This is a genomic window from Klebsiella quasivariicola, assembly GCF_002269255.1.
GTDB lineage: Bacteria > Pseudomonadota > Gammaproteobacteria > Enterobacterales > Enterobacteriaceae > Klebsiella > Klebsiella quasivariicola.
In genome coordinates, this window is sequence record NZ_CP022823.1 from 2,908,663 (window position 1) to 2,932,568 (window position 23,906).

Sequence of the window (23,906 nt, forward strand, 5' to 3'; positions counted from 1 at the left end):
ACCCGACGCCATGCCTTTAAGATAAAGGTAAAGCCTTGTAGGATAATTCCGAATGTTAATAAAATAACTGACATTATTTTTAGCTTTCGGCGGCTGTTTGAGGTCTTAAAAATTAATCGTAAAATGCGTTAAATCAGACGTAACGCTAAAAGCTAAGCGATAAAGCCACCGTGACACGACGGATAGCGCCACTCTGGCGAAAACACCGCTGCCGAAGGTAGACCTGTCGGCGAGCGGTGTTGCTGCAGATTACATTTCAGGCGTAAATCCCGCTACGCGCTCAACCCGCGGTTTTTCAGCATCGGTTCAATTTGCGGATCGTGCCCGCGCCACTGGCGATAAAGTTCCGCTAAATCAGTACTGTTTCCGCGTGACAAAATCGCGTCGCGGAAACGCTGGCCGTTCTCGCGGGTCAATCCCCCCTGCTCCACGAACCACTGATAACCATCGTCGGCCAGCATCTGCGTCCACAGATAGGCGTAATAGCCAGCCGCATAGCCGCCGCCGAAGATGTGAGAGAAGTAGCTGCTGCGATAGCGCGGGGGTACTGCCGCCAGATCCAGCTGTTCATCCCGCAATATCTTCTGCTCAAACGCGTCGACGTCTTCCGGTAACGCCGAGGTCGACAGGCTATGCCAGCGCATATCAAGCAGTGCGGCAGCCAACAGTTCGCTCATGTCGTACCCTTTATTGAAAGTGGCGGTACGCAGCATATTGTCGCGCAGCGCCTCCGGCATCGGTTCACCGGACTGATAGTGCTTCGCATAATGAGCAAACACCTGCGGCTGGCTGGCCCAGTGTTCGAAGATCTGTGACGGAAACTCGACAAAATCCCGCGGGGTATTGGTTCCGGCAAGGCTGGCGTAGCGCTGGCTGGCAAACAGCCCGTGCAGGGTATGACCAAATTCATGGAACAGGGTGATCACCTCATCCCAGGACAGTAGCGCGCTCTGCCCGGTCTGCGGCCGGGCGTAATTGCACACATTGTAGATAACCGGTCGCTGCTCTTGCAGGGTCGACTGCTCGACAAACACATCCATCCACGCGCCACCGCTTTTTGAATCCCGCGCATAATAGTCGCCGTAAAACAGCGCCATACCTTCACCGTTACAATCGAAGATCTCCCAGACCCGCACATCCGGGTGATAAACCGGGATATCGAAGCGCTCGACAAAGCGGATACCAAAGAGCCGGGAGGCCGTCCAGAATACCCCGTCATGCAATACGCGCTCGAGGGAGAAATAAGGTTTTAGCTGCGCGTCATCGATGGCGAAGGCGGCCCGACGCACCTGCTCGCTGTAATAAAGCCAGTCCCATGCCTGTGCGTCAAACTCGCCACCTTCGTTGTCGATAACCTGCTGGATGTCCGCCAGCTCGCGTTCCGCCCTCGCCCGCGCCGCCGGCGCGATCCGGCGCATAAAGGTCAATGCCTCTGCCGGGGAAGCCGCCATTTGATCGGTCAGCGCCCAGCTGGCGTAATCGGCCGCCCCCAGCAGCTCCGCCTGCTGCGCGCGGATCGCCGCCAGTCGCAGCACCAGGCCACGGGTATCATGCTCATCGCCCTGCTGATTGCGGGTCCAGCCGGCGTTAAAGAGGTTCTCCCGCGTTTGCCGGTCGCGCAGCGAAAGCAGTAGCGGCTGCTGGGTGGTATTGGTCAGCGTCAACAACCAGCGGTCGCTGAGCCCTCTTTCCCGCGCTGCGTCTGCCGCCGCCGCCATCTCCTCTTCGGTCAGGCCATCCAGTTGATGCCGGTAATCAACGACCAAGCCGCCGCTTTTAGCCGCTCCCAGCAGTCGCTGCTGGAACTGGCTTTGCAGCGTGGCCGCTTCGGTATTCAGCGTGCGTAGTACCGCCTTTTGCCCGGGCGTCAGCGTCGCCCCGGCGTGAACAAAACGGTGCCATGTCTGGGTCAGAAGACGGTGGGATTCGCTATCCAGCGTCAGCGCATCGCGCTGCTGGTAGACGGTATTGACTCGTTGAAATAAGGCCTCGTTAAGCCAGATGTCGTTTCCCAGCTCGGCAAGCTCGGCGGAAAATTGTTCATCCAGAGACTGAATAAACGGATTGGTATGGGCGCCGGCCATGGCGAAAAACACTCGCGTAACCCGCGCCAGCAATTGCCCGCTCTGCTCCAATGCCTCAAGCGTATTGGCAAAATTTGCCGGCTGTGGATTGTCGATAATAGCGCGGATCTCGGCGCGCTGCTGGCGGACGCCCTCATCAAATGCCGGACGATAGTGACTGTCCTGGATCAGATCAAACGGCGGCGCCTGGTAAGGCAATAAACTGACGCTCAGAAAGGGGTTACGCTCAGACATCTTTTTCTCCTGCACAGGCTAATTCTGTAAGATTAGGCTTCTCCTTAAGGGGTCGCAATGATTTCCGTTACCGGTCGCCGTCTGCGCGTGCTATGGTATGAAAACACAAAAAGCGTTGAGGAACAGTAAGATGATTATCATGGTCACCGGCGCCACCGCCGGTTTTGGTGAAAGTATTACTCGCCGTTTTATCGCTAACGGTCATAAAGTGATTGCTACCGGACGTCGCGAAGAGCGCCTGAAGACGCTGAAAGACGAACTGGGCGATAACCTTTATATTGCGCAACTGGACGTCCGCAACCGCGCCGCCATCGAGACGCTGATCGCTAACCTGCCCGCCGAATGGCAGGCGATTGACGTGCTGGTAAACAACGCCGGCCTGGCGCTCGGTCTGGAGCCAGCGCATCGCGCCAGCGTAGAAGACTGGGAAGATATGATCGACACAAATAATAAAGGGCTGGTGTATATGACCCGCGCCGTCCTGCCGGGAATGGTGGAACGCAATCGCGGGCATATCATCAATATCGGCTCCACGGCGGGCAGCTGGCCTTACGCTGGCGGCAACGTCTATGGCGCGACCAAAGCCTTCGTCCGCCAGTTCAGTCTCAATCTGCGCACCGACCTGCACGGCACCGCGGTTCGCGTCACCGACATCGAGCCAGGTCTGGTCGGTGGCACCGAGTTCTCGAATGTTCGTTTTAAAGGTGATGATGCCAAAGCCGGCAAAACTTACGAGAACACCGAAGCGCTGACTCCGGAAGATGTGACTGAAGCGGTCTGGTGGGTCGCCACCCTGCCAAAACACGTCAACATTAACACCCTGGAAATGATGCCGGTCAGCCAGAGCTTTGCCGGACTCAGCGTCCACCGTCAGGGCTAACCGCCAGCCACCCGGCCTGCGGGCCGGGTATGGGCGGAACCGCAAAAAACGCGTAAAATAGTGCGCATAATCCCTTAAAAAGTAACCATCAATGGCCGCAGAAACGCAACTGAATCCGACACAACCCGTCAATCAGCAAATTTACCGCATCCTTCGTCGGGATATCGTTCACTGCCTGATCCCGCCAGGCACGCCGCTGTCGGAGAAAGAAGTCTCCGTGCGTTTTGATGTGTCGCGTCAGCCGGTGCGCGAGGCCTTCATCAAGCTGGCGGAAAACGGGCTTATCCAGATACGTCCCCAGCGCGGCAGCTACGTTAATAAAATTTCGTTGTCGCAAGTACGCAATGGTTGCTTTGTCCGTCAGGCGATTGAGTGCGCGGTGGTCCGCCGTGCCGCGGGCATGATTAACGATGAGCAAATTTATCAGCTGGAACAGAATCTCCATCAGCAGCGTATTGCCGTCGACCGGCAGCAATTAAACGATTTTTTCCTGCTCGATGATGAATTTCACCAGAAACTGTCAGTTATTGCCGACTGTCAGCTGGCGTGGGATACCGTAGAAAATATTAAAGCGGCAATTGACCGTGTGCGCTACATGAGCCTGGACCATATCACCTCTCCGGAGATGCTTTTGCGTCAGCACCATGAGATTTTCAGCGCGCTGGAAAAACGCGACGCCGTCGCCGTTGAACAGGCGATGAATGTCCATTTGCATGAAATCAGCGAATCCGTACTGCTGATCCGCCAGGAAAATCGCGACTGGTTTAGCGAAGAGTAACGTTCAGACGGCTGCGAAAGATGCTCGCAGCCGTCGAGACTGAGGGGGTTATCTGACCACCAGCACCGGCGTTTTGGCGTAGCGCAGAATGGACTCGGCGTTGGAGCCCAGCAGATGGGTAGAAATGCCCGGTTTGCGCGAGCCCACCACGATCACATCGAACTCTTCGTTGTTGCTGATAGCCAGAATTTCATCACGCACGTTACCAAACACCACCCGGGTATGGATCCGCGACATCGGGATGTCGAACAGTCGCGCTACCTCGCGCATCTTTTTCTCCGACTCTTCTTTCATATAGGCTTCGAATTTACGAATATCCGCCGTAAAGCCGCGTAATAGCGAACGACTGCTGTTCGGCAGCACGTTGAGCAATGTGATTTCACCGTTTTCCGCAGTGGCGAGGAATTCCGCGTGACGCACTGCTTTGTCACTTAAATCCATTTCAAAGACATCAACAGGCAATAAAATTTTTTTATACATGGCCCGTACTCCTTTTCCAGAGAAAGTTCTTTTTCAATGACTTAACTATGCCATTCTGGCGCTGAAATACCAGCCATTATTCGGAAAAATAAGGCCTAATTATCTTTAGTAAATCAGGGAAATATAGAGTTATGTATAGACATTGCGTTCGATCATATTTTCCGCCCAGCAAAAGCGATCGACAGCAAAAAAAAGGAAATATCAGCGGAACGTGCTAGTAATAGCAGAACAGCCGGTGTCGGCCCCAGGCCGACACCGGAAAATACTTATTGCGCCTCGGCCCAGGCGGCAACGGTGGCTTTGGCCCCCTGCCGCTGTAGCGCTAAGTAGGCACGGGTCACCGCCGCGACAAAGCGTGCTTCCTGTGGCAGTTCCACGCCGAAAATCGCCTCAATGCCCAGCAGCGCTTTGACTCGCGCTTCGCCATCGGCGCTCGCGGCCACCGCCTGCTGGATAACCGGCAGCAACGGGTCGCATATTTCGATTGCCTGACCCGCATCGTCAACACCGCCGACGTAGCGCATCCACCCTGCCACACCCAGCGCCAGCAGCGTAAAATCACGCTGGTGCAGCAGATGCCAGCGCACCGAGTCCAGCATCCTCTGCGGCAGTTTCTGGCTGCCGTCCATGGCAATCTGCCAGGTACGGTGCTTCAGCGCCGGATTACTGTAACGGTCGATCAGCAAACTGGCATAGCGTGAGAGATCCACCCCCTTCACCTTCAGCGTTGGCGCCTGTTCGTCCAGCATCAGCGACAGCGCCGCACGACGGTAGTTGTCGTCCTGCATGCAGTCGTTAATATGCTGATAACCGGCCAGATAGCCGAGATAAGCGAGGAACGAATGGCTGCCATTGAGCATTCTCAGCTTCATCTCTTCGAAAGGCACCACGTCAGCGACCAGTTCCGCCCCCGCTTTTTCCCACTGCGGACGCCCGGCAACAAAATTATCCTCAATGACCCACTGACGGAAGGGTTCGCAGGCCACCCCGGCCGGGTCGCGTACCCCGGTCAGCTGTGCAATTTTATCGAGGGTTTCCGGCGTAACGGCCGGGACAATCCGGTCCACCATCGTCGACGGGAAGGTCACGTTCTGTGCAATCCACGCGGCAAGATCCTCGTCTAATGCCCGGGCGTAGGCGCAGACGACGTTGCGCATGACGTGGCCATTTTCCGGCATGTTATCGCAGGACATCACGGTAAAAGCAGGCAGGCCCGCTTTTTTACGGCGAGCTAAGGCCTCCACCACCACGCCCGGCGCCGATTTCGGCTGATGCGGGTTCTGCAGATCGGCGACGATCAGCGGATGATCGAGCTGCAACTCACCGCTGGCCGGAGAGTGGCAATAGCCTTTCTCAGTAATGGTCAGGGAGACAATGGCCACCTGCGGCTCACACATCGCCGCCAGCACCGTTTCGAGTCCGTCGACCTGCGCATGCAGGGCCTGCTTCACGACGCCGACCACGCGCGCCGTCCACGCGTCGGCGGACATTTCGGCTACGGTAAACAGCAGGTCCTGCTGTTTCAGATCGGCGATTTGTTGTTCGCCACCAATCAAATTCACTTCGGTATAGCCCCAGTCGCTACCGTGGTCGCTGGCCAGCATATCGGCGTACACCGCCTGATGGGCACGGTGAAACGCGCCAAAGCCAAGGTGGACAATACGGGGGATCAGTGCGCTGCGATCGTAGCCAGGCAGCGTGGCGCGAGCGGTTAAGAGGGTGTTTTCCATGATGACTCTCATTGTTATGTGTCTCATCAACCATTCTCGGGGAGAACTCTCGAGGAGAATGCCTTTGTGCCACCCACCTTCTCACGCAATTGGTATAACATCTTTGATTTCTGTCAACTACCATACAAGAAGATCTTACCTGATAATGTTTCGGGCATGGCTGGCTACCCTCACCGCAGGGACGGGGTAGTAAAAGGCAACGGAAAGGGAAGAACATGGCGGCCGCGCGTCCCTGCGGGCCTGCTGTTAACGGCTTAACGAGTGTCGTTAGTCAATGCGGGTTCTGACGATAAAGAAGTAGCAGAGCGCTCCGGCAAAGGTCACCCCGGCGGCGATGACCAGCGCCAGATTGAAAGAATGGGTGGTATCCACTACCCATCCGGTGACGATCGGCGCGAACGAGGCAAACACAAAACTGCCAAAGTTCTGAATAGCTGCCACCGAGGCCACTTTGTGTTCCGCCACCAGCACCTGCACCAGTCCCCAGGCCGAGGTCCCGGCGAAATGAACGCAGAATAACGCCATGGAGATGAAAGCGACCGCCTGGGTCGGGGTGGACGATTGCACCACCAGCAGGGTCCCCAGCGCCGACAGCACCAGACCGATAACGATCGCCGTTTTGCGGGTCTTCGCCAGATCGTAGCCTCTGCGCGCCAGGGCATCAACCACCAGGCCGTTGACCCACATGCCCACCGCCGCGGCAAGGAACGGGATCGCCGCCACCCAGCCGGTGCGCGCCAGGCTTAACCCTTGCTGCGCCTGCAAATAGCCGGGCAGCCAGGCGATATATAACCAGCCGGTGTAGTTCACACCGGAGAAGCCCAGGATCATCCCCCAGGTGGTGCGCCGTTTGAACAGCGCCAGCCACTCACTGAACTTCAGCGCCGGGCGGGCCACCTCCTCGCTGGCCAGATAGCGCTGCTCCTCCTCCTGCAGGGAGAAGTGCCGGCGGTTTCGGTAGCCGACATACCAGCACAGACCGACCAAGATCCCGGCTAAGCCAATCACCACAAACATCATCCGCCAGCCCCAGGCCAGCTGCATAATGACCAGGGCCGGCGGTGCGATGGCCTGACCCAGCACCGTCGAGGAGTTAAAAATCCCTACCGCCGTGCCGCGCTCTCTTTGCGCATACCAGTCGTTGATCGATTTCACGCCGGCAGGCATAAACGGCGCTTCGCCGATCCCGAGCCCAATGCGCAGCAAAATAAAATGTGAAAACGAATTGACCATTCCGGTCAGGGCCTGCATCGCAGACCAGAAAATCAGTCCGGCGCCCAGCACAATCCGCGGCCCGACGCGATCGAGCAAAATACCAGACGGCAGTTGCGCAAAGCCGTAGGAGAGCGAGAAGGCGGAGAGCAGTACCCCGAACTCGGTGGCGCTCAGCCCCAGATCGGCGCGTATCGCCTCCCCGGCGACACTGAGCGAAGAGCGATCAAGAAAGTTAACGATACCGGCGATAAATAACAGCGTTAACGTGATCTTCTGCACCCGACGAATGCGCAGGGGCGTCGCGCCCGGATGGGCGGTAAGTGTATCGATGGCCATCATTGTTCCTTACAGAGTCATAACCAAATATGATGTCTGATAAGTAAGGCAACAGGTCGACTACCATACAAGAATCAGGGTTAAAAAAGGTGGCCGGGATCACACAGGTGATTCACGCCCGTCCCCAGCCCGCCACGATAATCAGCATCCCACACAGGGCGATGGCCGCCCCCGCCCAGTCGTAAAAGCTCAGTTTGACCCCGTCCACCACCCGCAGCCAGAGCAATGCGGTACAGACGTAGACCCCACCGTAAGCGGCATACACCCGTCCGCTGGCGGCAGGATGGAGCGTCAGGAGCCAGACGAAGAGCGCCAGGGCCAGAGCGGTGGGGATCAGCAAGAGCGGCGTGGCCCCGCGTTTTAACCATAACCATGGCAGATAACAGCCGATGATTTCACACAGGGCAGTAGCGAAGAACAGCAGCGTTGTTTTGAGCATTAAAAGATTCGTAAAAGAGACCAGCCGTTGAACTATTCTACGCGATAATGGCGCCTGCCCCACGCTGTTTTGTCGGCTATGCCCGGTAAAAGAGCTGTAGTAAACTTAACCTGAGGGTTAACCCATCACTTAAAGGAAATCGTGATGAACATGACACTGAACAAACGCTGGTGCCTGACCGCCATTCTGGCGTTAAGCGCCGTGGTCTACACCTCCAGCTCGTTCGCCGCTACCGACCGGCTGGTGATTGAATCTGGCGACAGCGCGCAAAGCCGTCAACAGGCGTCGATGGAAAAAGAGCAATGGAACGACACCCGCAGCCTGCGCCAGAAAGTAAATAAACGGGCGGAAAAAGAGTGGGACAAAACCGATGTCGCTTTCGACGCGCAGGATAACTGCCAGAAAAGCGCCAACGTCAACGCCTACTGGGAGCCGAACACCCTGCGCTGCCTTGATCGTCGCACCGGTCGGGCTATCAATCCCTGATCTGCCTCCTGACAACGCTGGCGCCTGCGGGCGCCGCCTTTCCTATTGTTCTGTTCAGCTTTAACCACAGGATTACCCATGACCGACGCGCTACACGTCAGACTCCGCCCCCTTGAGCGCGAAGATTTGCGCTTTGTCCACCAGCTCGATAACAACGCCAGCGTAATGCGCTACTGGTTTGAAGAGCCGTATGAGGCCTTCGTTGAACTTTCCGATCTCTACGACAAACATATTCACGATCAAAGCGAGCGCCGCTTTGTCATCGAATGCAACGGCGATAAAGCCGGACTGGTCGAGCTGGTTGAGATCAACCATGTGCACCGCCGGGCCGAGTTCCAGATCATCATCTCTCCCGAATTCCAGGGAAAAGGCCTCGCCACACGCGCCGCGCGGCTGGCCATGGACTATGGCTTTACCGTGCTCAATCTGTATAAGCTGTATCTTATCGTCGATAAAGAGAATGAAAAAGCGATCCATATTTACCGCAAGCTCGGCTTTATGGTCGAGGGTGAACTGATCCATGAGTTTTTCATTAACGGCGAGTACCGCAACACCATCCGCATGTGTCTGTTCCAGCATCAGTATCTGGCCGAGCACAAAACACCCGGCCCCTCTCTGCTGAAGCCGACGGCTCAGTAATAGTCGATGCGGTTTTTAATCGTGTAGTGGCGGGTCAGCGGCGGCTGCACGCTTTCATCGATAACCTGCAGTTCACAGCTCAGCGGATTGTCGTGGCGATCGTAGTCGCAGGTCTGGCGCACCGTGCCCAGCGTGCGTTCGTTGAAGGTGCTAATGGCGGTATAGTCCATTTTCTTGCGAGGGTCCTTCGACGGCGTGGAGGCAACGGTAAATTGCTCTTCTTTGGCAGTGGTGGTTTTTCCCAGCGGATAGCCATCGCTGTCATAACGATAGGTGGCGGTGGTCTCTTTGCCGCGGGCGCTAATAATAAAACCGTTCTCATCCGTCTCCCAGATCACCCCGGCGGCGGGCATCTCTGCCAGTTGACACTTGCCCTGCAACCGTAGCCGCTTCTCGTGGGTGCGTCCATCGACATAATAGTTGGCGTCCAGCAGCAGCGTGGCGCCGGTATTGTTCTCCCTATCTTCCAGGGTCAGGAGATCAAAACACCCCTCTTTTGACAGCTGAGCGCTTACCTTTTTTACCACCACATCGTGTTCATCCAGTAGCGTCTGGCTGAAATCTTTCACCGGCCCACGCAGCGGATCGAACTCAAATTCATTGGAAAAACTCGCCATCTCCGGGGTGAAGGCTTCCGGAGCGCTTTGGCGGTCGCACGCCGTCAGCAGCAGCGCTGCCGGGATCAGCCAATACAATCTTTTCACAGGCGATTCCTTTTGTGTACATCCGATCATATTAGCAAATACAATTGTTTACACCAGTTCTGCTATGCTTAATTCTGGATAACATCGATAAGGAGTGTAAGATGAAACTATCCCTGTGGACAGGCGCCGCACTACTGCTGTGCTCCACCACCGTGCTGGCCGCGCCCGATTCCTGTGAACGGGTAAAGAGCGAAATACAGCAAAAGATCATCAATAATGGCGTACCGGAAACGGCCTTCAGCCTGGCCATTGTGCCCAACGATCAGGCAGATCAGGCCGGCGTTCAGGTAGTGGGACATTGCGCCAATGACACCTTTAAAATTACCTATACGCGTAACAGCGATACCCCCGTCGAAAGCGACACTCAGTAAGCCTTTCCCGGCTTTCAAATGAAAGATCTTATCTCTGGTTGACCAGGGATAAGATCTGCTGGCTACCCATAACGTATTATCGCTCACCCCTGCGTCTGTTGATGACGCGGGCGGCCCTTCTCCGCACAGCATAACTATCATGGAGTGAGCAATGTCGAATCAGGAATCCCCCGGCGGCGTCACCCGACGCGCGCTCATCAAATCCACAGCCCTCGGTTCTCTGGCGCTGGCCGCCGGCGGCCTCACCCTGCCCTTTACGCTGCGCAGCGCCGCGGCGGCAGTGCAGCAGGCTACCGGCGACACGACCCGCGTCGTCTGGGGTGCCTGTTCGGTTAACTGCGGCAGCCGCTGCGCGTTGCGATTGCACGTGCGGGATGACGAGGTTATTTACGTTGAGACAGATAACACCGGCGACGACCGCTACGGCGACCATCAGGTGCGCGCCTGCCTGCGCGGGCGTTCAATTCGCCGGCGCATTAACCACCCGGATCGCCTTAACTACCCGATGAAACGCGTTGGTAAACGCGGAGAAGGCAAATTTGTCCGCATCAGCTGGCAGGAGGCGCTGGATACCCTCGCCGACCGCCTGAAAAGCGTGGTGGCGCAGTACGGTAATGAAGCGGTGTACATTAACTACTCTTCGGAAATTGTCGGCGGCAACATCACCCGTTCGTCGCCTTCCGCTTCGCCGGTCACGCGGCTGATGAACTGTTACGGCGGCTCGCTCAATCAGTACGGTACCTATAGTACCGCCCAGATTGCCTGCGCCATGCCCTACACCTACGGCAGTAACGACGGCAACAGCACCTCGGATATTGAAAACAGTAAGCTGGTGGTGATGTTCGGCAACAACCCGGCGGAAACCCGGATGAGCGGCGGCGGTATAACCTGGTATCTGGAGCAGGCCCGCGAGCGCTCGAACGCCCGGATGATCGTTATCGATCCGCGCTACACCGATACCGCCGCCGGTCGGGAAGATGAGTGGATCCCTATTCGCCCCGGCACCGACGCCGCACTGGTGGCCGGTATCGCCTGGGTGCTGATTAACGAAAATCTGGTGGACCAGCCTTTTCTCGATAAATACTGCGTTGGCTACGACGAGAAAACGCTGCCGGAAGGCGCCCCGGCCAACGGCCATTATAAGGCCTATATTCTCGGCGAAGGCGATGACGGGATCGCCAAAACGCCGCAGTGGGCCTCGCGCATTACCGGTATCCCTGCCGATCGCATCATCAAACTGGCGCGCGAAATCGGTATGAGCAAACCGGCGTACATCTGCCAGGGCTGGGGACCGCAGCGCCAGGCCAACGGTGAGCTTTCCGCCCGGGCGATCGCCATGCTGCCGATCTTAACCGGCAACGTCGGCATTAACGGCGGCAACAGCGGCGCCCGCGAGTCAACCTACACCATCACCATTGAGCGCCTGCCGGTGCTGGAAAACCCGGTCAAGACCGCCATCTCCTGCTTCACCTGGACCGACGCCATTGCCCGTGGCCCGGAGATGACCGCCACCCGCGACGGCGTGCGCGGCAAAGAGAAGCTGGATGTGCCGATCAAGTTCCTGTGGAACTATGCGGGCAACACCATCATTAACCAGCACTCCGACATCAATAAGACCCACGATATTCTGCAGGATGAGAGTAAATGCGAAACCATCGTGGTTATCGACAACTTTATGACCTCCTCGGCGAAATATGCCGACCTGCTGCTGCCCGACCTGATGACCGTCGAGCAGGAAGATATCATCCCTAATGATTACGCGGGCAATATGGGCTATCTGATTTTTATCCAGCCCGCCACCTCGGCGAAGTTCGAACGCAAACCGATTTACTGGATCTTAAGTGAAGTCGCGAAACGACTCGGCGACGACGTATACCAGCGCTTTACCGAGGGGCGCACCCAGGAACAGTGGTTGCAATATCTGTATGCCAAAATGGTGGCGAAAGATCCGGCGCTGCCGGACTACGACGACCTGAAGCAGATGGGCATCTACAAGCGTAAAGATCCGAACGGCCACTTCGTCGCTTACCAGGATTTCCGCCGCGATCCCGACGCGCATCCGCTCAAAACGCCGTCCGGCAAAATTGAAATCTACTCCAGTCGGCTCGCCGAGATTGCCGCGCGCTGGCAGCTGGAGAAAGACGAAGTCATCAGCCCACTGCCGATCTACGCCTCCACATTTGAAGGCTGGGACGATCCGTTGCGCAGTCAGTACCCGCTGCAGCTGTTTGGTTTTCACTATAAAGCGCGCACCCATTCCAGCTATGGCAATGTGGACGTGCTGCAGGCCGCCTGCCGTCAGGAAGTGTGGATCAACCCGCTCGATGCCGAGAAACGCGGGATTAAAAACGGCGATCTGGTGCGGGTGTTCAACCCGCGCGGCGAAGTCCGTCTTCCGGCGAAAGTGACCCCGCGCATCATGCCGGGGGTCTCAGCGATGGGCCAGGGCGCCTGGCACGACGCCAATATGGCCGGCGATCGGGTCGACCATGGCGCCTGCATGAATACCCTGACCACCCACCGTCCGTCGCCGCTGGCGAAGGGGAATCCGCAGCATACCAACCTGGTCGACATCGAGAAGGTGTAAGGAGTAAACCATGAGCACGCAATATGGATTCTTTATCGACTCCGCTCGCTGTACCGGGTGCAAGACCTGCGAGCTGGCCTGTAAGGACTACAAGAATCTCACACCCGAGGTCAGCTTCCGCCGTATTTACGAATATGCCGGCGGCGACTGGCAGGAGGACAACGGCGTCTGGCAACAGAACGTTTTTGCTTATTACCTCTCCATCGCCTGCAACCACTGCGAAGATCCGGCCTGTACCAAGGTCTGTCCGAGCGGCGCAATGCACAAGCGCGAAGACGGTTTTGTGGTGGTCAACGAAGATGTCTGTATTGGCTGCCGCTACTGCCATATGGCCTGTCCCTACGGCGCGCCGCAGTACAACGCCGACAAAGGCCATATGACCAAGTGCGATGGCTGCCATGAGCGCGTCGCCGAGGGGAAAAAACCGATCTGCGTCGAGTCCTGCCCGCTGCGGGCGCTTGATTTCGGTCCGATTGCCGAGCTGCGCGCAAAGCACGGCCAGCTGGCCGCGGTGGCGCCGCTGCCGTCGGCGCACTTCACCCGGCCGAGCATTGTGATCAAACCTAACGCCAATGCCCGGCCGTGTGGTGATACCACCGGTTACCTGGCGAATCCGAAGGAGGTGTGAGATGGGAAGCGGATGGCATGAATGGCCGCTGGTGCTGTTTACGGTGCTGGGGCAATGCGTGGTTGGCGCGATCATCGTTAGCGGCCTCGGCTGGCTGTCGCTCGCGGACCAGCACGCCGCAAGACAGCGGCTGGTGCGCTGCATGTTTTTTATCTGGCTGCTGATGGGCATCGGTTTTCTTGCTTCGGTGATGCATCTCGGCTCACCGCTGCGCGCGTTTAACTCGCTGAATCGCGTCGGCGCTTCGGCGCTGAGCAACGAAATCGCCAGCGGCGCCTTGTTCTTCGCCGTGGGTGGATTCTGGTGGTTGCTGGCGGTGCTGGGGAAAATGCCGGCAGCGCTGGGAAAAGTCTGGCTGATCGTCACTCTGCTGTTGGGCCTGCTGTTTGTGCTGGCGATGACCCGGGTCTATCAAATCGATACCGTGCCGACATGGTACAATGGCTATACCACCAGCGCGTTCTTTCTGACGGTGCTGCTCAGCGGGCCGCTGTTTGCCGCCCTGCTGCTGCGGCTGGCGAAAGTCGACTTTAACGGCTGGTTTTTTGCCGGACTGAGCGTGGCCGCGCTGGCGATCAGCGCCGCGGTGATCGTTATGCAAAGCGCCGGGCTCGGCGCCATCCACAGCCCAGTCCAGCAGGCAGCCACCCTGCTGCCAGACTACGGCAAACTCCAGGCGTTGCGCCTGATCCTGCTGGCCCTGGGTCTTGGCTGCTGGCTCTGTCCACTGATCCGCCGCCAGCCGCCGCGCGCCGTGGGGCTGCTGGTTGGTCTGCTGCTGGTGTTGATCGCTGAATGTATAGGCCGCGGACTGTTTTATGGTCTGCATATGACCGTCGGTATGGCGGTTGCCGGTTAATGAGACGGCGCTCGAGCGCGCCGCAGTAAGGAATAATGTCATGATGCCGTTCCCAAATCGCGACGCTGTCGCGTTAAGCGCCCGCACCCTGGGCGCGCTGTTCTCTTATGCGCCGAATAGCGTGGAAATTGCGCCGCTGGTCGCCGCCTTCCAGGACGGGAGCTGGCAGCAGCAGTGGCCCTTCCCGGTAGCGGCCCCGCTGGCGTCAGGGTTTACCGCATCGGCGGAAGAGACGTTGCCTGAAGCCTGGCAGCGCCTGTTTATCGGGCCGTGGGCCCTGCCGGCGCCGCCCTGGGGCTCGGTTTGGCTGGATAAAGAGTCGGTGCTGTTTGGCGATTCCACGCTGGCCCTGCGCCAGTGGATGCGCGAGAACGGCATCGCGCTGCAGGGCGATGGCAACGAACCCGAAGATCATTTCGGCACCTTGCTACTCCTGGCGGCATGGCTGTGCGAAACCGAGCAGGATGCGTTGTTTGCTCAACTGCTGGCCTGGCATCTGCTGCCGTGGTCCGGGCGCTTCCTGCGCGTTTTTGTCGAACACGCCGCCCACCCCTTCTACCGGACGCTGGGTCAGCTGGCGCAGACGACCCTGGCGCAATGGCAGGAGAATCTGCCGATCGCCGTGGCGGAGAAACCGCTCTATCGTTAATCCTTTCACCGCGCCGGTATCCGGCGCGGTATTATTTTGCCACTTTTCAGCCCTTCCCCCGCACTTATCGCTTTTGCATCTAAGGTTATTCCCTATCACAATAAGGCCATGTTTTCCGAACCTTGCCGTGAGTGATGCACCGTCTCCATCCCTATCCTGATGTGCAGGTGATGTTTCGCCGCCTGCTGATCGCCACCCTAATTGGTCTTCTCGCCGCGCTGGCGGTGGCGCTATTTCGCCACGCCATGGTGGTGCTGGAAACGCTGTTTCTTGGCAATGACAGCGGGAGCCTGGTCAACGCCGCACAGTCGCTGCCGGCGTGGCGGCGGCTGATTACCCCGGCGCTGGGTGGCCTGGCGGCAGGAACCTTACTCTGGCTCTGGCAGCGTCGCAGCGTCACGCGCCCTCATGCCGCCACCGATTACATGGAAGCGCTGGAAACCGGCGATGGCTGTTTCGATACCCCGGCAAGCCTGGTGAAATCGCTGGCCTCGCTGCTGGTGGTCGTCACCGGCAGCGCCATTGGCCGGGAAGGCGCCATGATCCTGCTGGCCGCGCTGGCGGCTTCGCTGTTTGCCCGCCGCTTCACGTCGCAGAGTGAATGGAAGCTATGGGTCGCCTGCGGCGCCGCCGCCGGGATGGCCAGCGCCTATCATGCCCCGCTGGCCGGAAGCCTGTTTATCGCCGAGATCCTCTTCGGTACGCTGATGCTGGCCTCGCTCGGGCCGGTGGTTATCTCGGCGGTGGTCGCCCTGCTGTTGACGCAGTTTCTCAATGGCGGCGCCGCGCCGCTGTATCACGTCGTCCTGCAGCAGAACCTCAATGCGCTGCACTATGGCTTAATGCTGGCCACCGGGCTGCTGGCCGGGGTGTGTGGGCCACTGTTTATCTGGCTGATGGACTACAGCCACCGCGGATTCGTCAAACTGAAACTGTCTCCGCCGTGGCAGCTGGCGCTGGGCGGGCTGATTGTCGGTGGCTTATCGCTCCTCACTCCGGCGGTATGGGGCAACGGCTACAGCGTAGTGCAAAGCTATTTGCTGGTACCGCCGCCCGGCGCGCTATTGCTCGCCGTGTTCCTGTGCAAACTGTTGGCGGTGCTGGCCAGCAGCGGTTCCGGTGCGCCCGGCGGGGTCTTTACCCCCACGCTGTTTGTCGGCCTGGCGATGGGCATGCTGTTTGCCCACCTCAGCGGGCTGTGGTTAGCGGGAAATGAGGAGATAGCCATCCTGATGGGGCTGACGGGTATGGCGGCGTTTCTGGCCGCTACCACCCATGCGCCGATCATGTCGACATTGATGATTTGTGAGATGACCGGGCAGTATGTCCTGCTGCCCGGCCTGCTGATAACCTGCGTCGTGGCGTCAGTGCTGTCGCGGACGTTACGCCGGGATTCGATCTATCGCCATCACGTTGCCGAGCATGTCTAAATCGACGTAACGGCTCAGCTCACGCTGTTCGGCGCGCGGCAAATACGGCAGTTCGCCAATCAGCGGTGCCGGCAGCTTTTTGCTGAGTACATCGATGATTTCAGCATAGTGCGCCAGACCGGGGTTGATCCGGTTGGCCACCCAGCCGATCAGCGGCAGCCCGTCATTAGCGATCGCCTGGGCGGTAAGCAGCGCATGATTAATGCACCCTTCCTGGATCCCCACCACCATCAGTACCGGGAGCTGCTCCTGCACCACCCACTCGGAGAGCGGTCGCAGGTCGTTCATCAGGCTGCGCCAGCCGCCGGTGCCTTCGACCACCACATGCTCGACCTGCCCGCTAAGCCGCTGCAAACCATCTGACAACAGACCATAGTTAATCGGACAGCTGTGCGCCACGCTGCTTTCGTCTTCACTCAGGGCGATAGGATTGACCGCCTCATAGGGTAACGCCAGCGTGGAGACGCTCTGCAGTACCAGCGCGTCTTTGTTGCGCAAACCGTCCGGCGTCTCTTTGCTGCCCTTCGCCACAGGCTTGTACCCGGCCACGCTTTTGCCTCTGGCAGCAAGTGCCTGCAACAGCGCACGGGTAACCACTGTCTTCCCGACAGAGGTGTCTGTACCTGTAATAAAGAAACGCTTAAACATCACTAACCCCACAGTTTTGTCGATGAAATATACGGGAGAGAAATAATCAACAGTGGGCAAAGTCTACGTGAAGCCGCTGGGGGTCGGCTTGAGATAGCGCAATTTTTGGTGTGACTATGAAAAAATGTTAACCCTGTAACAGTCGTATGAGTAAGGATCCGTTATAGAGCGCATCCTTGACCAGCGCCGCGCCAGCCATCGTTCCACGGTTGGAGAACTGGGTGCTTTCGACAGCAATATGCTGACTGTAGGCGGGGAGCGATTGTTGCCGAATGCAGCTGGAAATTGCCGGAAAAAGGATCTCTGCCGCCAGATTAAACGGCGAGCCAATCAGGATTTTCTGCGGGTTAAACAGGTTGACCATGATCGCCAGAATACGACCAACGTGGTTACCTACGCCGCTGATAATATCTCGGGCCAGCAGATCGCCCTGCAGCGCCGCCTGGCACAACCACTCCACGCTCAGCGGACGCTGGTGCAGCAGAGAGCTCATCGACTGCGCCATGCGCATCTGCGCCAGCTCCAGCACGCTCTCCACGCTGGCAATGGTTTCCAGACAGCCATGGTTGCCGCAGTAGCAGCGTTTGCCGTAGGGATCGACCTGAGTATGGCCGATCTCCACCAGGCTGCTGCTGCCGGCATGCAGCAGGCGACCGTCGGTAATGACGCCGGCGCCCACGTTATGGTCGATCACCACCTGAATGACGTCACGAGCGCCGCGCGAGGCGCCAAATAACGATTCCGCCATGGTCCAGGCGCTGATGTCATGCTGAATATAGACCGGCACGCCGGTATGATTAGCCAGCGCTTCGCCCAGCGGCACATCTTTGACATCCTCATAAAACGGCATTCGATGGATAATGCCATTTTCGGTATCAATAATTCCCGGCATCGTCATGGCGATGGAAGTAAGGCGTTCCAGCTTCTTTTGATGGCGAATAAAGAACCGATCAATGTGGTCGATAACCCGGGTGAGAAACGGCGTACTGTCGGTGAGCGCCAGTTCCAGCTGATCCTCCACCACCAGCTGGCTACTTAAATCTCGCAGCGAAAGATGGATCTCGCCGCGGCTGATGCGCACCGCCAGATAGTGCCAGGCTTCGGTTTCCACCATCAGTCCTACCGCCGGACGGCCACGGCTACCGGGCTCCTGGATCTCCGTCTCCTGCACCAGATGCGCTTCCAGCATTTCGCGGACGATTTTGGTGATACTGGCGGGCGCCAGTTGCGCAAATCGGGAGAGGTCGATACGCGAAACCGGGCCGAGCTGATCAATCAGGCGATATACAGCGCCCGCATTGGTCTGCTTAATTTGATCGATATGGCCTGGTTGACTATCCGCTACCACCATTGACTCCCTTATTTTCGCGCTTCGAAATAAACTTTCGGCTATGGTGAAGCACTTCGATGGTGAACGTCAAATTTTTACTTAGCCTTGTGATTTACTGCACATTTCCAGCCTGTTTTCGCCTCAATTCTGCTCGGTTTTCCAGGCCAGCAGCGCATCGCGAAAGCGTTTTGCCAGCGCCCCCTGTTCGTGGTGCTTCGACCACACCAGCCACATCTCCGATACGGCATCCTGCTCCTCAATCGGCAGCCAGCGCATTTCACTGAGCTGCACGCGCTGAAAGGAGGCCGGCAGAATCGACACCCCCAGCCCGGCCGCCACCAGGCCGATAATGGTCATCGCCTCCCCCACCTCCTGGGCAATCACCGGCGTATGCCCGTAGCGGCGCAGCAAGCCGAGGATGTCGTCATACAGGCCGGTGCCGACGTGCGGGTCGAAAAAGACAAAGGGTTCACGCGCCAGCGCTGCCAGGCTGACCGAGGGCAGACGGGCCAGCGGATGGTTGGCCGGCACCATCGCCAGCAGCGGTTCGCGCAGCACCCGCTCCCATGCCAGGGTGTCCGGTAACTGAGTATTGCGCAACAGTCCCAGGTCGAGGGCTCCCTCGCTCAGGGGCACGATCTGTTCGCGAGTGTTGGTCTCCCGGGTCAGAATATGCACATCCGGATAGCGCTGGCGAAACATCGACAGCGTATCAGACACCGCCTTAATGAAAGGCGCCGACGAAGTAAAACCGATACGCAGCTCGCCAGTTTCCCCATGATGCAGACGCGCGGCGCGGGCGGCCGCGTCATCGACCTGGGCGAGGATTTGGCGGCTGTCGGCGAGAAACTGTTTCCCGGCCGCCGTCAGGCTAACGCTGCGGTTGGTGCGGGCGAACAGACGCGCCCCGGTCTGCTGCTCAAGGATCTGAATTTGCTGACTTAACGGCGGTTGCGAGATGTTCAGTCGCGCCGCGGCGCGGCCAAAATGCAGCTCTTCGGCGACGGCGATAAAGTAGCGCAGATGACGCAACTCGATATTCATATTTAAAACGTCTTATTTGAGATTATTAATATATTAGACAGAATATTTACATTTTCATACCCTAAAAATGTGAGCTGAATGGTCACAACACTCTGTTGGTAAGCAGCAACTTCTACGCAAGGAATTCTCTGTGAGTCGTACAACAACCGTTGACACCGTGCCGGCGGGCGAGGTCAGCGTCGCTGGTGCATCCCGCCCGGATCAGTTTATTAAGCGCGGCACCCCGCAGTTTATGCGCGTCACCCTCGCGCTGTTCTCCGCCGGGCTGGCCACCTTCGCCCTGCTCTACTGCGTGCAGCCGATCCTGCCGGTACTGTCGAACGAGTTCGCTGTATCGCCGGCCAGCAGCAGTATCTCACTCTCCATTTCCACGGCGATGCTGGCGGTAGGCCTGTTGTTTACCGGCCCGCTCTCCGATGCCGTTGGCCGCAAACCGGTGATGGTCACCGCCCTGCTGCTGGCCGCCTGCTGCTCGCTGCTGTCGACCATGATGTCCAGCTGGCACGGCATTCTGATTATGCGCGCGCTGATCGGCCTGTCGCTGAGCGGCGTAGCGGCGGTTGGCATGACCTACCTGAGCGAGGAGATCCATCCCAGCTTTGTCGCCTTTTCCATGGGGCTCTATATCAGCGGCAACTCCATCGGCGGCATGAGCGGCCGCTTGCTCACCGGGGTATTCACCGATTTCTTCGGCTGGCGCGTGGCGCTGGCGGTAATCAGCGGCTTCGCGCTGGCTGCAGCCGTTATGTTCTGGCGCATCCTGCCCGAGTCTCGGCATTTCCGTCCCACCTCGCTGCGACCGAAAACATTACTGATTAACTTTCGCCTGCACTGGCGCGACCGCGGCCTGCCGCTGCTGTTCGTCGAAGGTTTCCTGCTGATGGGGGCCTTTGTCACCCTGTTTAATTACATTGGCTACCGGCTGATGATGTCGCCATGGTCGTTAAGCCAGGCTGTGGTGGGGCTACTGTCGGTGGCCTATCTCACCGGTACCTGGAGTTCCCCGAAGGCGGGCGCCATGACGGTACGCTATGGCCGCGGGCCGGTGATGCTCGGCTTTACGGCGGTGATGCTCTGCGGTCTGCTGCTGACGCTCTTTTCTTCACTGTGGCTCATTTTCATCGGCATGCTATTGTTTTCGGCGGGATTTTTCGCCGCGCACTCGGTTGCCAGCAGCTGGATTGGCCCCCGCGCTCGCCGCGCCCGCGGCCAGGCGTCATCGCTGTATTTGTTCAGCTATTATTTAGGCTCCAGTCTGGCGGGGACATTAGGCGGAGTGTTCTGGCACCACTACGGTTGGAACGGCGTCGGAGGCTTTATCGCGCTACTGCTCCTTGCCGCGCTACTGACCGGCACGTGCCTGCATCGGCGACTGAAATAGTCGTTTGTGACGTGGCCTGCGGGCCACGTTTCACCACATGCCCATGATGGATGACAAACCCATCAGCTCTCTCAAGGCATCAATGGACAATAAAGCAATAAACAGCCAGGTGAACGGATTCATAAACCACCCCCGAACCTCCAGACCTGTGTAATCGATCACAGTTTAGTACCGATATGTTACCGTTTTCTGTCACACCGATCACAGAGGTGAGCTTATTCTCCCACCATGTGTCTTTCCCTTCCCCTGTGCGCAACGCTCGACCCGCGGGGCGTATCAGGATAGTGTAGAAGCAGACCGATAATCTCTTTATTCACCTGTCACGGACCGCACGCTACTATGACTGAAAATACGCCTTATCAGCAGCTTACCCGCACCTTTCAGCGCCTGTCGCGCTTTTCGCATCTCTCCGCCATCGCCGGCTGGGATATGTTCGCGATGATGCCCCCGGGCGGGAGCGTCGCCCGCAGCGAAGCGCTGGCCGAGCTCGGCGTGCTGCAGCATCAGATCCTGACCGATAAAAAAGTGGGGCAATGGCTTCAGGAGGCCCGCCAGCAGGATCTCAATGATGTCGAACAGGCCAACCTGCGCGAAATGCAGCGTCAGTACGATCAGGCGGCGCTGCTGCCGGAGAGCCTGGTGGAGGCTAAATCGCTGGCCGGCAGCCGCTGTGAGCATGCCTGGCGCAGCCAGCGTCCCGCCAACGACTGGACGGGCTTTGCCGACAATCTTCGCGAGGTGGTCAAACTGAGCCGTCAGGAAGCGCAGATCCGCGCCGATGCCAGAGGCGGTTCACGCTACGACGCGCTGCTGGATATTTTCGAACCGGATATGACCAGCGCGCGGCTGGACAGCCTGTTCGCCGATCTCAAATCGTGGCTACCCTCCCTGCTTAGCCAGGCGGTGGAGAAGCAGGCGAAGCAGACGTTAATCGCCCCGCAGGGGCCTTTCCCCATTGCTGAACAACGGGAACTGGGCCTGCAGGCGATGCGCATCCTCGGCTTTGACTTCGACGGCGGGCGCCTCGATATCAGCGCCCACCCGTTCTGCGGCGGCGTCCCCCAGGACGTGCGCATAACCACTCGCTACAATGAAAAGGATCTGCTCAGCGCCCTGTTCGGCGTGATCCACGAAACCGGCCACGCCCGCTATGAACAGAACCTGCCCCGGCCCTGGATCGACCAGCCGGTTGGGCTCGCCCGCTCCACCGCCATTCACGAATCGCAGAGCCTGTTCTTTGAAATGCAGCTGGGACGCAGCGAGCGCTTCCTAAACCGCCTGTTGCCGGCGGTGCGCGAGCGCTTTGGCGACCAGCCGGCCTTCAGCCAGGACAATTTTGTCGCCTGGAATCAGCGAGTGAAACCGGGCTTTATTCGCGTCGATGCCGACGAGGTCAGCTACCCGGCACATGTGATCCTGCGCTATGAAATTGAACGCGCGCTGATCGACGGCGACATTGAGGTGGAAGATATCCCATCGCTGTGGGACGAGAAAATGCAGCACTGGCTGGGACTGTCGACCACCGGCAATTATCGCGATGGCTGCATGCAGGATATTCACTGGACCGACGGCGGCTTTGGTTACTTCCCTTCCTACACCCTGGGCGCAATGTATGCCGCGCAGCTGATGGCCGCCGCTCGCCGTGCGCTGCCGACCTTAGACCGCGATATCGCCGAAGGGGATTTCAGCGCCCTGTTCGACTGGCTGCGACAAAATATCTGGCAGCATGGCAGCCGCTTCACCACCTCGCAGTTGATCCAGCAGGCCACCGGCGAAGAACTAAGCAGCCGCTATTTCCGCGACCATCTTACCGCCCGTTACCTGTGATCGTGCGCGCCGGGCTACCCGGCGCGTCCTTCCCCCCTGGCTTGTACATTCGGTTACACGCCGATACCAAACACTCACGGAAAGCCCGAAAAGACAAGCATATAGTGATTTCACCGGCCCCGCAGTGGGGTTGAAATTAAGAAAACTTTTCGAGGATATCAGAATGAAAAAAGTATTAGCTCTGGTCGTTGCCGCTGCTATGGGTCTCTCTTCTGCCGCTTTCGCTGCTGATGCAGCAAGCACCACTCAGGCGCCAGCTGCTACCCACAGCACGGCTGCCAAGACCACTCATCACAAAAAACAGCACAAAGCTGCGGCAAAACCGGCTGCAGAGCAGAAAGCGCAGGCTGCCAAAAAACACAAAAAAGCAGACGCTAAACCAGCCGCTGCCCAGAAAGCCCAGGCCGCTAAAAAACACAAAAAAGCAGACGCTAAACCAGCCGCTCCGCAGAAAGCCCAGGCAGCGAAAAAGCACCACAAAACTGCGGCTAAACCGGTAGCCCAGAAAGCCCAGGCAGCAAAAAAACACCACAAAACCACTAAACACCAGGCCGCTAAACCAGCTGCACAGCCGGCAGCATAATTCCTCCCGGTGAACCAACCTTCTTAAATAATCGGCGCTGTTTCAGCGCCGTTTTTTCTGGAGAGCACTATGCTGCGGCGCTATCGTTTTGAGCTCATCCTGATCCTGTTAATCATTTGCGCAGTGGTTGCTACCCGCTTTTTCCTCTATTAATCCTGTCCACCCCGCTCTGATTTTGTTGCTCCTGCTGGCTTTTCAGTTAACTCACTATCGTGCGGCTATCGCTGACCACACCTTCCTGCATCTCCTTTACCTGAAAATTCCAGCAGCACAAAAATGTCCGGCGCCCGAAGACGCCAGACACTTAAGTCATAAACTATTGCGCGCCGGCCACCTCGCAGTGACCAGACTCTTCACAGTACGCGTACCGCTTCCATCACCAGATAACCGGTCGCACCCCAGATAGCGACCGAGACCAGGGAAACATAAACCAGTGCGCGAATACCTTTTTTAGACATATACCCTCCGAACCACGGGGAAATAGAATTGAGGTATCATCGCCGGTATTACCTCTCTATTTACTCAACGGCAGGTTGACCGTAACAACGTTTTCGGTGAGAAAAT

24 protein-coding genes are annotated in these 23,906 nt (G+C 58.0%); 14 read left to right on the forward strand and 10 right to left on the reverse strand.

Annotation, left to right across the window (positions count from 1 at the left end; translation table 11 throughout):
* Window positions 1-272 precede the first annotated feature (272 nt).
* On the reverse strand, window positions 273-2,318 hold the full coding sequence (gene dcp, locus B8P98_RS14545) for a peptidyl-dipeptidase Dcp (RefSeq protein WP_025712253.1): 2,046 nt from the start codon (window positions 2,316-2,318) through the stop codon (window positions 273-275).
* Window positions 2,319-2,448: 130 nt separating this feature from the next.
* Here dcp and ydfG point away from each other — a divergent pair, with 130 nt between their 5' ends.
* Window positions 2,449-3,198, forward strand: coding sequence for a bifunctional NADP-dependent 3-hydroxy acid dehydrogenase/3-hydroxypropionate dehydrogenase YdfG (gene ydfG, locus B8P98_RS14550; protein WP_025712254.1), 750 nt, complete (start codon window positions 2,449-2,451; stop codon window positions 3,196-3,198).
* 91 nt (window positions 3,199-3,289) lie between these two features.
* Window positions 3,290-3,976, forward strand: a complete 687-nt coding sequence (locus B8P98_RS14555) for a GntR family transcriptional regulator (protein ID WP_025712255.1) — start codon at window positions 3,290-3,292, stop codon at window positions 3,974-3,976.
* Window positions 3,977-4,024: 48 nt separating this feature from the next.
* Here the strand turns inward: B8P98_RS14555 and B8P98_RS14560 are convergent, their stop codons facing one another.
* The 4 genes from B8P98_RS14560 to B8P98_RS14575 form a co-directional block, all read right to left on the reverse strand.
* On the reverse strand, window positions 4,025-4,456 hold the full coding sequence (locus tag B8P98_RS14560) for a universal stress protein (RefSeq protein ID WP_008805007.1): 432 nt from the start codon (window positions 4,454-4,456) through the stop codon (window positions 4,025-4,027).
* Between the two features lie 266 nt (window positions 4,457-4,722).
* Window positions 4,723-6,186, reverse strand: a complete 1,464-nt coding sequence (locus B8P98_RS14565) for a mannitol dehydrogenase family protein (RefSeq protein WP_087805612.1) — start codon at window positions 6,184-6,186, stop codon at window positions 4,723-4,725.
* 267 nt (window positions 6,187-6,453) lie between these two features.
* Complete coding sequence (locus B8P98_RS14570) at window positions 6,454-7,737, reverse strand: MFS transporter (RefSeq protein ID WP_095033158.1); 1,284 nt, start codon at window positions 7,735-7,737, stop codon at window positions 6,454-6,456.
* Window positions 7,738-7,849: 112 nt separating this feature from the next.
* Entirely contained in the window at window positions 7,850-8,212 is a 363-nt protein-coding gene (locus B8P98_RS14575; RefSeq protein WP_167382697.1) for a YnfA family protein, read from the reverse strand.
* 108 nt (window positions 8,213-8,320) lie between these two features.
* On the opposite strand from B8P98_RS14575, the gene B8P98_RS14580 reads away from it, so the two are divergent.
* Window positions 8,321-8,662 carry a DUF1283 family protein gene (locus B8P98_RS14580; RefSeq protein WP_004206035.1) on the forward strand — a complete coding sequence of 114 codons (342 nt, stop codon included), beginning with the start codon at window positions 8,321-8,323 and terminating at the stop codon, window positions 8,660-8,662.
* Between the two features lie 78 nt (window positions 8,663-8,740).
* Window positions 8,741-9,301 (forward strand): spermidine N1-acetyltransferase, encoded by a 561-nt coding sequence (speG, locus tag B8P98_RS14585; RefSeq protein WP_025712260.1) that lies wholly within the window; start codon window positions 8,741-8,743, stop codon window positions 9,299-9,301.
* On the opposite strand, the gene B8P98_RS14590 is transcribed toward speG, so the two are convergent.
* Window positions 9,295-10,005: a YnfC family lipoprotein gene (locus tag B8P98_RS14590; protein WP_025712261.1), complete on the reverse strand. Its 711-nt coding sequence runs from the start codon at window positions 10,003-10,005 to the stop codon at window positions 9,295-9,297. The genes speG and B8P98_RS14590 overlap by 7 nt on opposite strands.
* Before the next feature lie 101 nt (window positions 10,006-10,106).
* Between B8P98_RS14590 and B8P98_RS14595 the strand changes: the two genes are divergently transcribed.
* The 6 genes from B8P98_RS14595 (at window position 10,107) to clcB (ending at window position 16,529) form a co-directional block, all read left to right on the forward strand.
* A complete protein-coding gene (locus tag B8P98_RS14595; protein WP_025712262.1) occupies window positions 10,107-10,376 on the forward strand; it encodes a DUF1161 domain-containing protein in 270 nt (89 codons plus the stop codon).
* Between the two features lie 151 nt (window positions 10,377-10,527).
* Window positions 10,528-12,963, forward strand: coding sequence for a selenate/tellurate reductase subunit YnfE (gene ynfE, locus B8P98_RS14600; protein ID WP_095033159.1), 2,436 nt, complete (start codon window positions 10,528-10,530; stop codon window positions 12,961-12,963).
* A gap of 10 nt (window positions 12,964-12,973) precedes the next feature.
* Window positions 12,974-13,591: a DMSO/selenate family reductase complex B subunit gene (locus B8P98_RS14605; protein ID WP_080897404.1), complete on the forward strand. Its 618-nt coding sequence runs from the start codon at window positions 12,974-12,976 to the stop codon at window positions 13,589-13,591.
* Window position 13,592: 1 nt separating this feature from the next.
* A complete protein-coding gene (locus B8P98_RS14610; protein WP_025712265.1) occupies window positions 13,593-14,450 on the forward strand; it encodes a DmsC/YnfH family molybdoenzyme membrane anchor subunit in 858 nt (285 codons plus the stop codon).
* Between the two features lie 40 nt (window positions 14,451-14,490).
* Window positions 14,491-15,099 (forward strand): Tat proofreading chaperone DmsD, encoded by a 609-nt coding sequence (dmsD, locus tag B8P98_RS14615; RefSeq protein WP_080924578.1) that lies wholly within the window; start codon window positions 14,491-14,493, stop codon window positions 15,097-15,099.
* A 134-nt stretch (window positions 15,100-15,233) separates the two neighbouring features.
* The gene (gene clcB / locus B8P98_RS14620) at window positions 15,234-16,529 is read left to right on the forward strand and encodes a voltage-gated ClC-type chloride channel ClcB (RefSeq protein WP_080897405.1); all 1,296 of its coding nucleotides are present in this window, start codon (window positions 15,234-15,236) and stop codon (window positions 16,527-16,529) included.
* Here the strand turns inward: clcB and bioD are convergent.
* From bioD to B8P98_RS14635, 3 genes are all read right to left on the reverse strand, one after another.
* Window positions 16,482-17,177, reverse strand: coding sequence for a dethiobiotin synthase (gene bioD, locus B8P98_RS14625; protein ID WP_025712269.1), 696 nt, complete (start codon window positions 17,175-17,177; stop codon window positions 16,482-16,484). The two genes, clcB and bioD, sit on opposite strands and share 48 nt — an antisense overlap.
* A gap of 127 nt (window positions 17,178-17,304) precedes the next feature.
* On the reverse strand, window positions 17,305-18,525 hold the full coding sequence (gene mlc, locus B8P98_RS14630; protein WP_025712270.1) for a sugar metabolism global transcriptional regulator Mlc: 1,221 nt from the start codon (window positions 18,523-18,525) through the stop codon (window positions 17,305-17,307).
* A 123-nt stretch (window positions 18,526-18,648) separates the two neighbouring features.
* Window positions 18,649-19,551: a LysR family transcriptional regulator gene (locus B8P98_RS14635; RefSeq protein ID WP_025712271.1), complete on the reverse strand. Its 903-nt coding sequence runs from the start codon at window positions 19,549-19,551 to the stop codon at window positions 18,649-18,651.
* Window positions 19,552-19,681: 130 nt separating this feature from the next.
* Between B8P98_RS14635 and B8P98_RS14640 the strand changes: the two genes are divergently transcribed.
* Complete coding sequence (locus B8P98_RS14640; RefSeq protein ID WP_080897406.1) at window positions 19,682-20,932, forward strand: MFS transporter; 1,251 nt, start codon at window positions 19,682-19,684, stop codon at window positions 20,930-20,932.
* 30 nt (window positions 20,933-20,962) lie between these two features.
* On the opposite strand, the gene B8P98_RS31490 is transcribed toward B8P98_RS14640, so the two are convergent.
* Complete coding sequence (locus tag B8P98_RS31490; RefSeq protein WP_210235180.1) at window positions 20,963-21,055, reverse strand: KPN_01571 family protein; 93 nt, start codon at window positions 21,053-21,055, stop codon at window positions 20,963-20,965.
* 216 nt (window positions 21,056-21,271) lie between these two features.
* Between B8P98_RS31490 and B8P98_RS14645 the strand changes: the two genes are divergently transcribed.
* From B8P98_RS14645 to ydgU, 3 genes are all read left to right on the forward strand, one after another.
* Window positions 21,272-22,759, forward strand: coding sequence for a carboxypeptidase M32 (locus B8P98_RS14645; RefSeq protein ID WP_080897407.1), 1,488 nt, complete (start codon window positions 21,272-21,274; stop codon window positions 22,757-22,759).
* Between the two features lie 163 nt (window positions 22,760-22,922).
* On the forward strand, window positions 22,923-23,342 hold the full coding sequence (gene asr, locus B8P98_RS14650; protein ID WP_080897408.1) for an acid resistance repetitive basic protein Asr: 420 nt from the start codon (window positions 22,923-22,925) through the stop codon (window positions 23,340-23,342).
* Window positions 23,343-23,411: 69 nt separating this feature from the next.
* Entirely contained in the window at window positions 23,412-23,495 is an 84-nt protein-coding gene (gene ydgU / locus B8P98_RS32140; RefSeq protein WP_049245797.1) for a small membrane protein YdgU, read from the forward strand.
* Window positions 23,496-23,906: the final 411 nt, after the last annotated feature.

Excerpts from the sequence above, each read along its gene's own strand:
- dmsD (WP_080924578.1), top strand. The coding sequence starts at position 14,491 with ATGATGCCGTTCCCAAATCGCGACGCTGTCGCGTTAAGCGCCCGCACC.
- B8P98_RS14595 (WP_025712262.1), top strand. The coding sequence starts at position 10,107 with ATGAAACTATCCCTGTGGACAGGCGCCGCACTACTGCTGTGCTCCACC.
- B8P98_RS14560 (WP_008805007.1), bottom strand. The coding sequence starts at position 4,456 with ATGTATAAAAAAATTTTATTGCCTGTTGATGTCTTTGAAATGGATTTA.
- B8P98_RS31490 (WP_210235180.1), bottom strand. The coding sequence starts at position 21,055 with ATGAATCCGTTCACCTGGCTGTTTATTGCTTTATTGTCCATTGATGCC.
- asr (WP_080897408.1), top strand. The coding sequence starts at position 22,923 with ATGAAAAAAGTATTAGCTCTGGTCGTTGCCGCTGCTATGGGTCTCTCT.
- dcp (WP_025712253.1), bottom strand. The coding sequence starts at position 2,318 with ATGTCTGAGCGTAACCCCTTTCTGAGCGTCAGTTTATTGCCTTACCAG.
- bioD (WP_025712269.1), bottom strand. The coding sequence starts at position 17,177 with ATGTTTAAGCGTTTCTTTATTACAGGTACAGACACCTCTGTCGGGAAG.
- B8P98_RS14605 (WP_080897404.1), top strand. The coding sequence starts at position 12,974 with ATGAGCACGCAATATGGATTCTTTATCGACTCCGCTCGCTGTACCGGG.
- B8P98_RS14610 (WP_025712265.1), top strand. The coding sequence starts at position 13,593 with ATGGGAAGCGGATGGCATGAATGGCCGCTGGTGCTGTTTACGGTGCTG.
- B8P98_RS14565 (WP_087805612.1), bottom strand. The coding sequence starts at position 6,186 with ATGGAAAACACCCTCTTAACCGCTCGCGCCACGCTGCCTGGCTACGAT.
- ynfE (WP_095033159.1), top strand. The coding sequence starts at position 10,528 with ATGTCGAATCAGGAATCCCCCGGCGGCGTCACCCGACGCGCGCTCATC.
- B8P98_RS14635 (WP_025712271.1), bottom strand. The coding sequence starts at position 19,551 with ATGAATATCGAGTTGCGTCATCTGCGCTACTTTATCGCCGTCGCCGAA.
- ydfG (WP_025712254.1), top strand. The coding sequence starts at position 2,449 with ATGATTATCATGGTCACCGGCGCCACCGCCGGTTTTGGTGAAAGTATT.
- speG (WP_025712260.1), top strand. The coding sequence starts at position 8,741 with ATGACCGACGCGCTACACGTCAGACTCCGCCCCCTTGAGCGCGAAGAT.
- clcB (WP_080897405.1), top strand. The coding sequence starts at position 15,234 with ATGCACCGTCTCCATCCCTATCCTGATGTGCAGGTGATGTTTCGCCGC.
- ydgU (WP_049245797.1), top strand. The coding sequence starts at position 23,412 with ATGCTGCGGCGCTATCGTTTTGAGCTCATCCTGATCCTGTTAATCATT.
- B8P98_RS14555 (WP_025712255.1), top strand. The coding sequence starts at position 3,290 with ATGGCCGCAGAAACGCAACTGAATCCGACACAACCCGTCAATCAGCAA.
- B8P98_RS14570 (WP_095033158.1), bottom strand. The coding sequence starts at position 7,737 with ATGGCCATCGATACACTTACCGCCCATCCGGGCGCGACGCCCCTGCGC.
- B8P98_RS14580 (WP_004206035.1), top strand. The coding sequence starts at position 8,321 with ATGAACATGACACTGAACAAACGCTGGTGCCTGACCGCCATTCTGGCG.
- B8P98_RS14645 (WP_080897407.1), top strand. The coding sequence starts at position 21,272 with ATGACTGAAAATACGCCTTATCAGCAGCTTACCCGCACCTTTCAGCGC.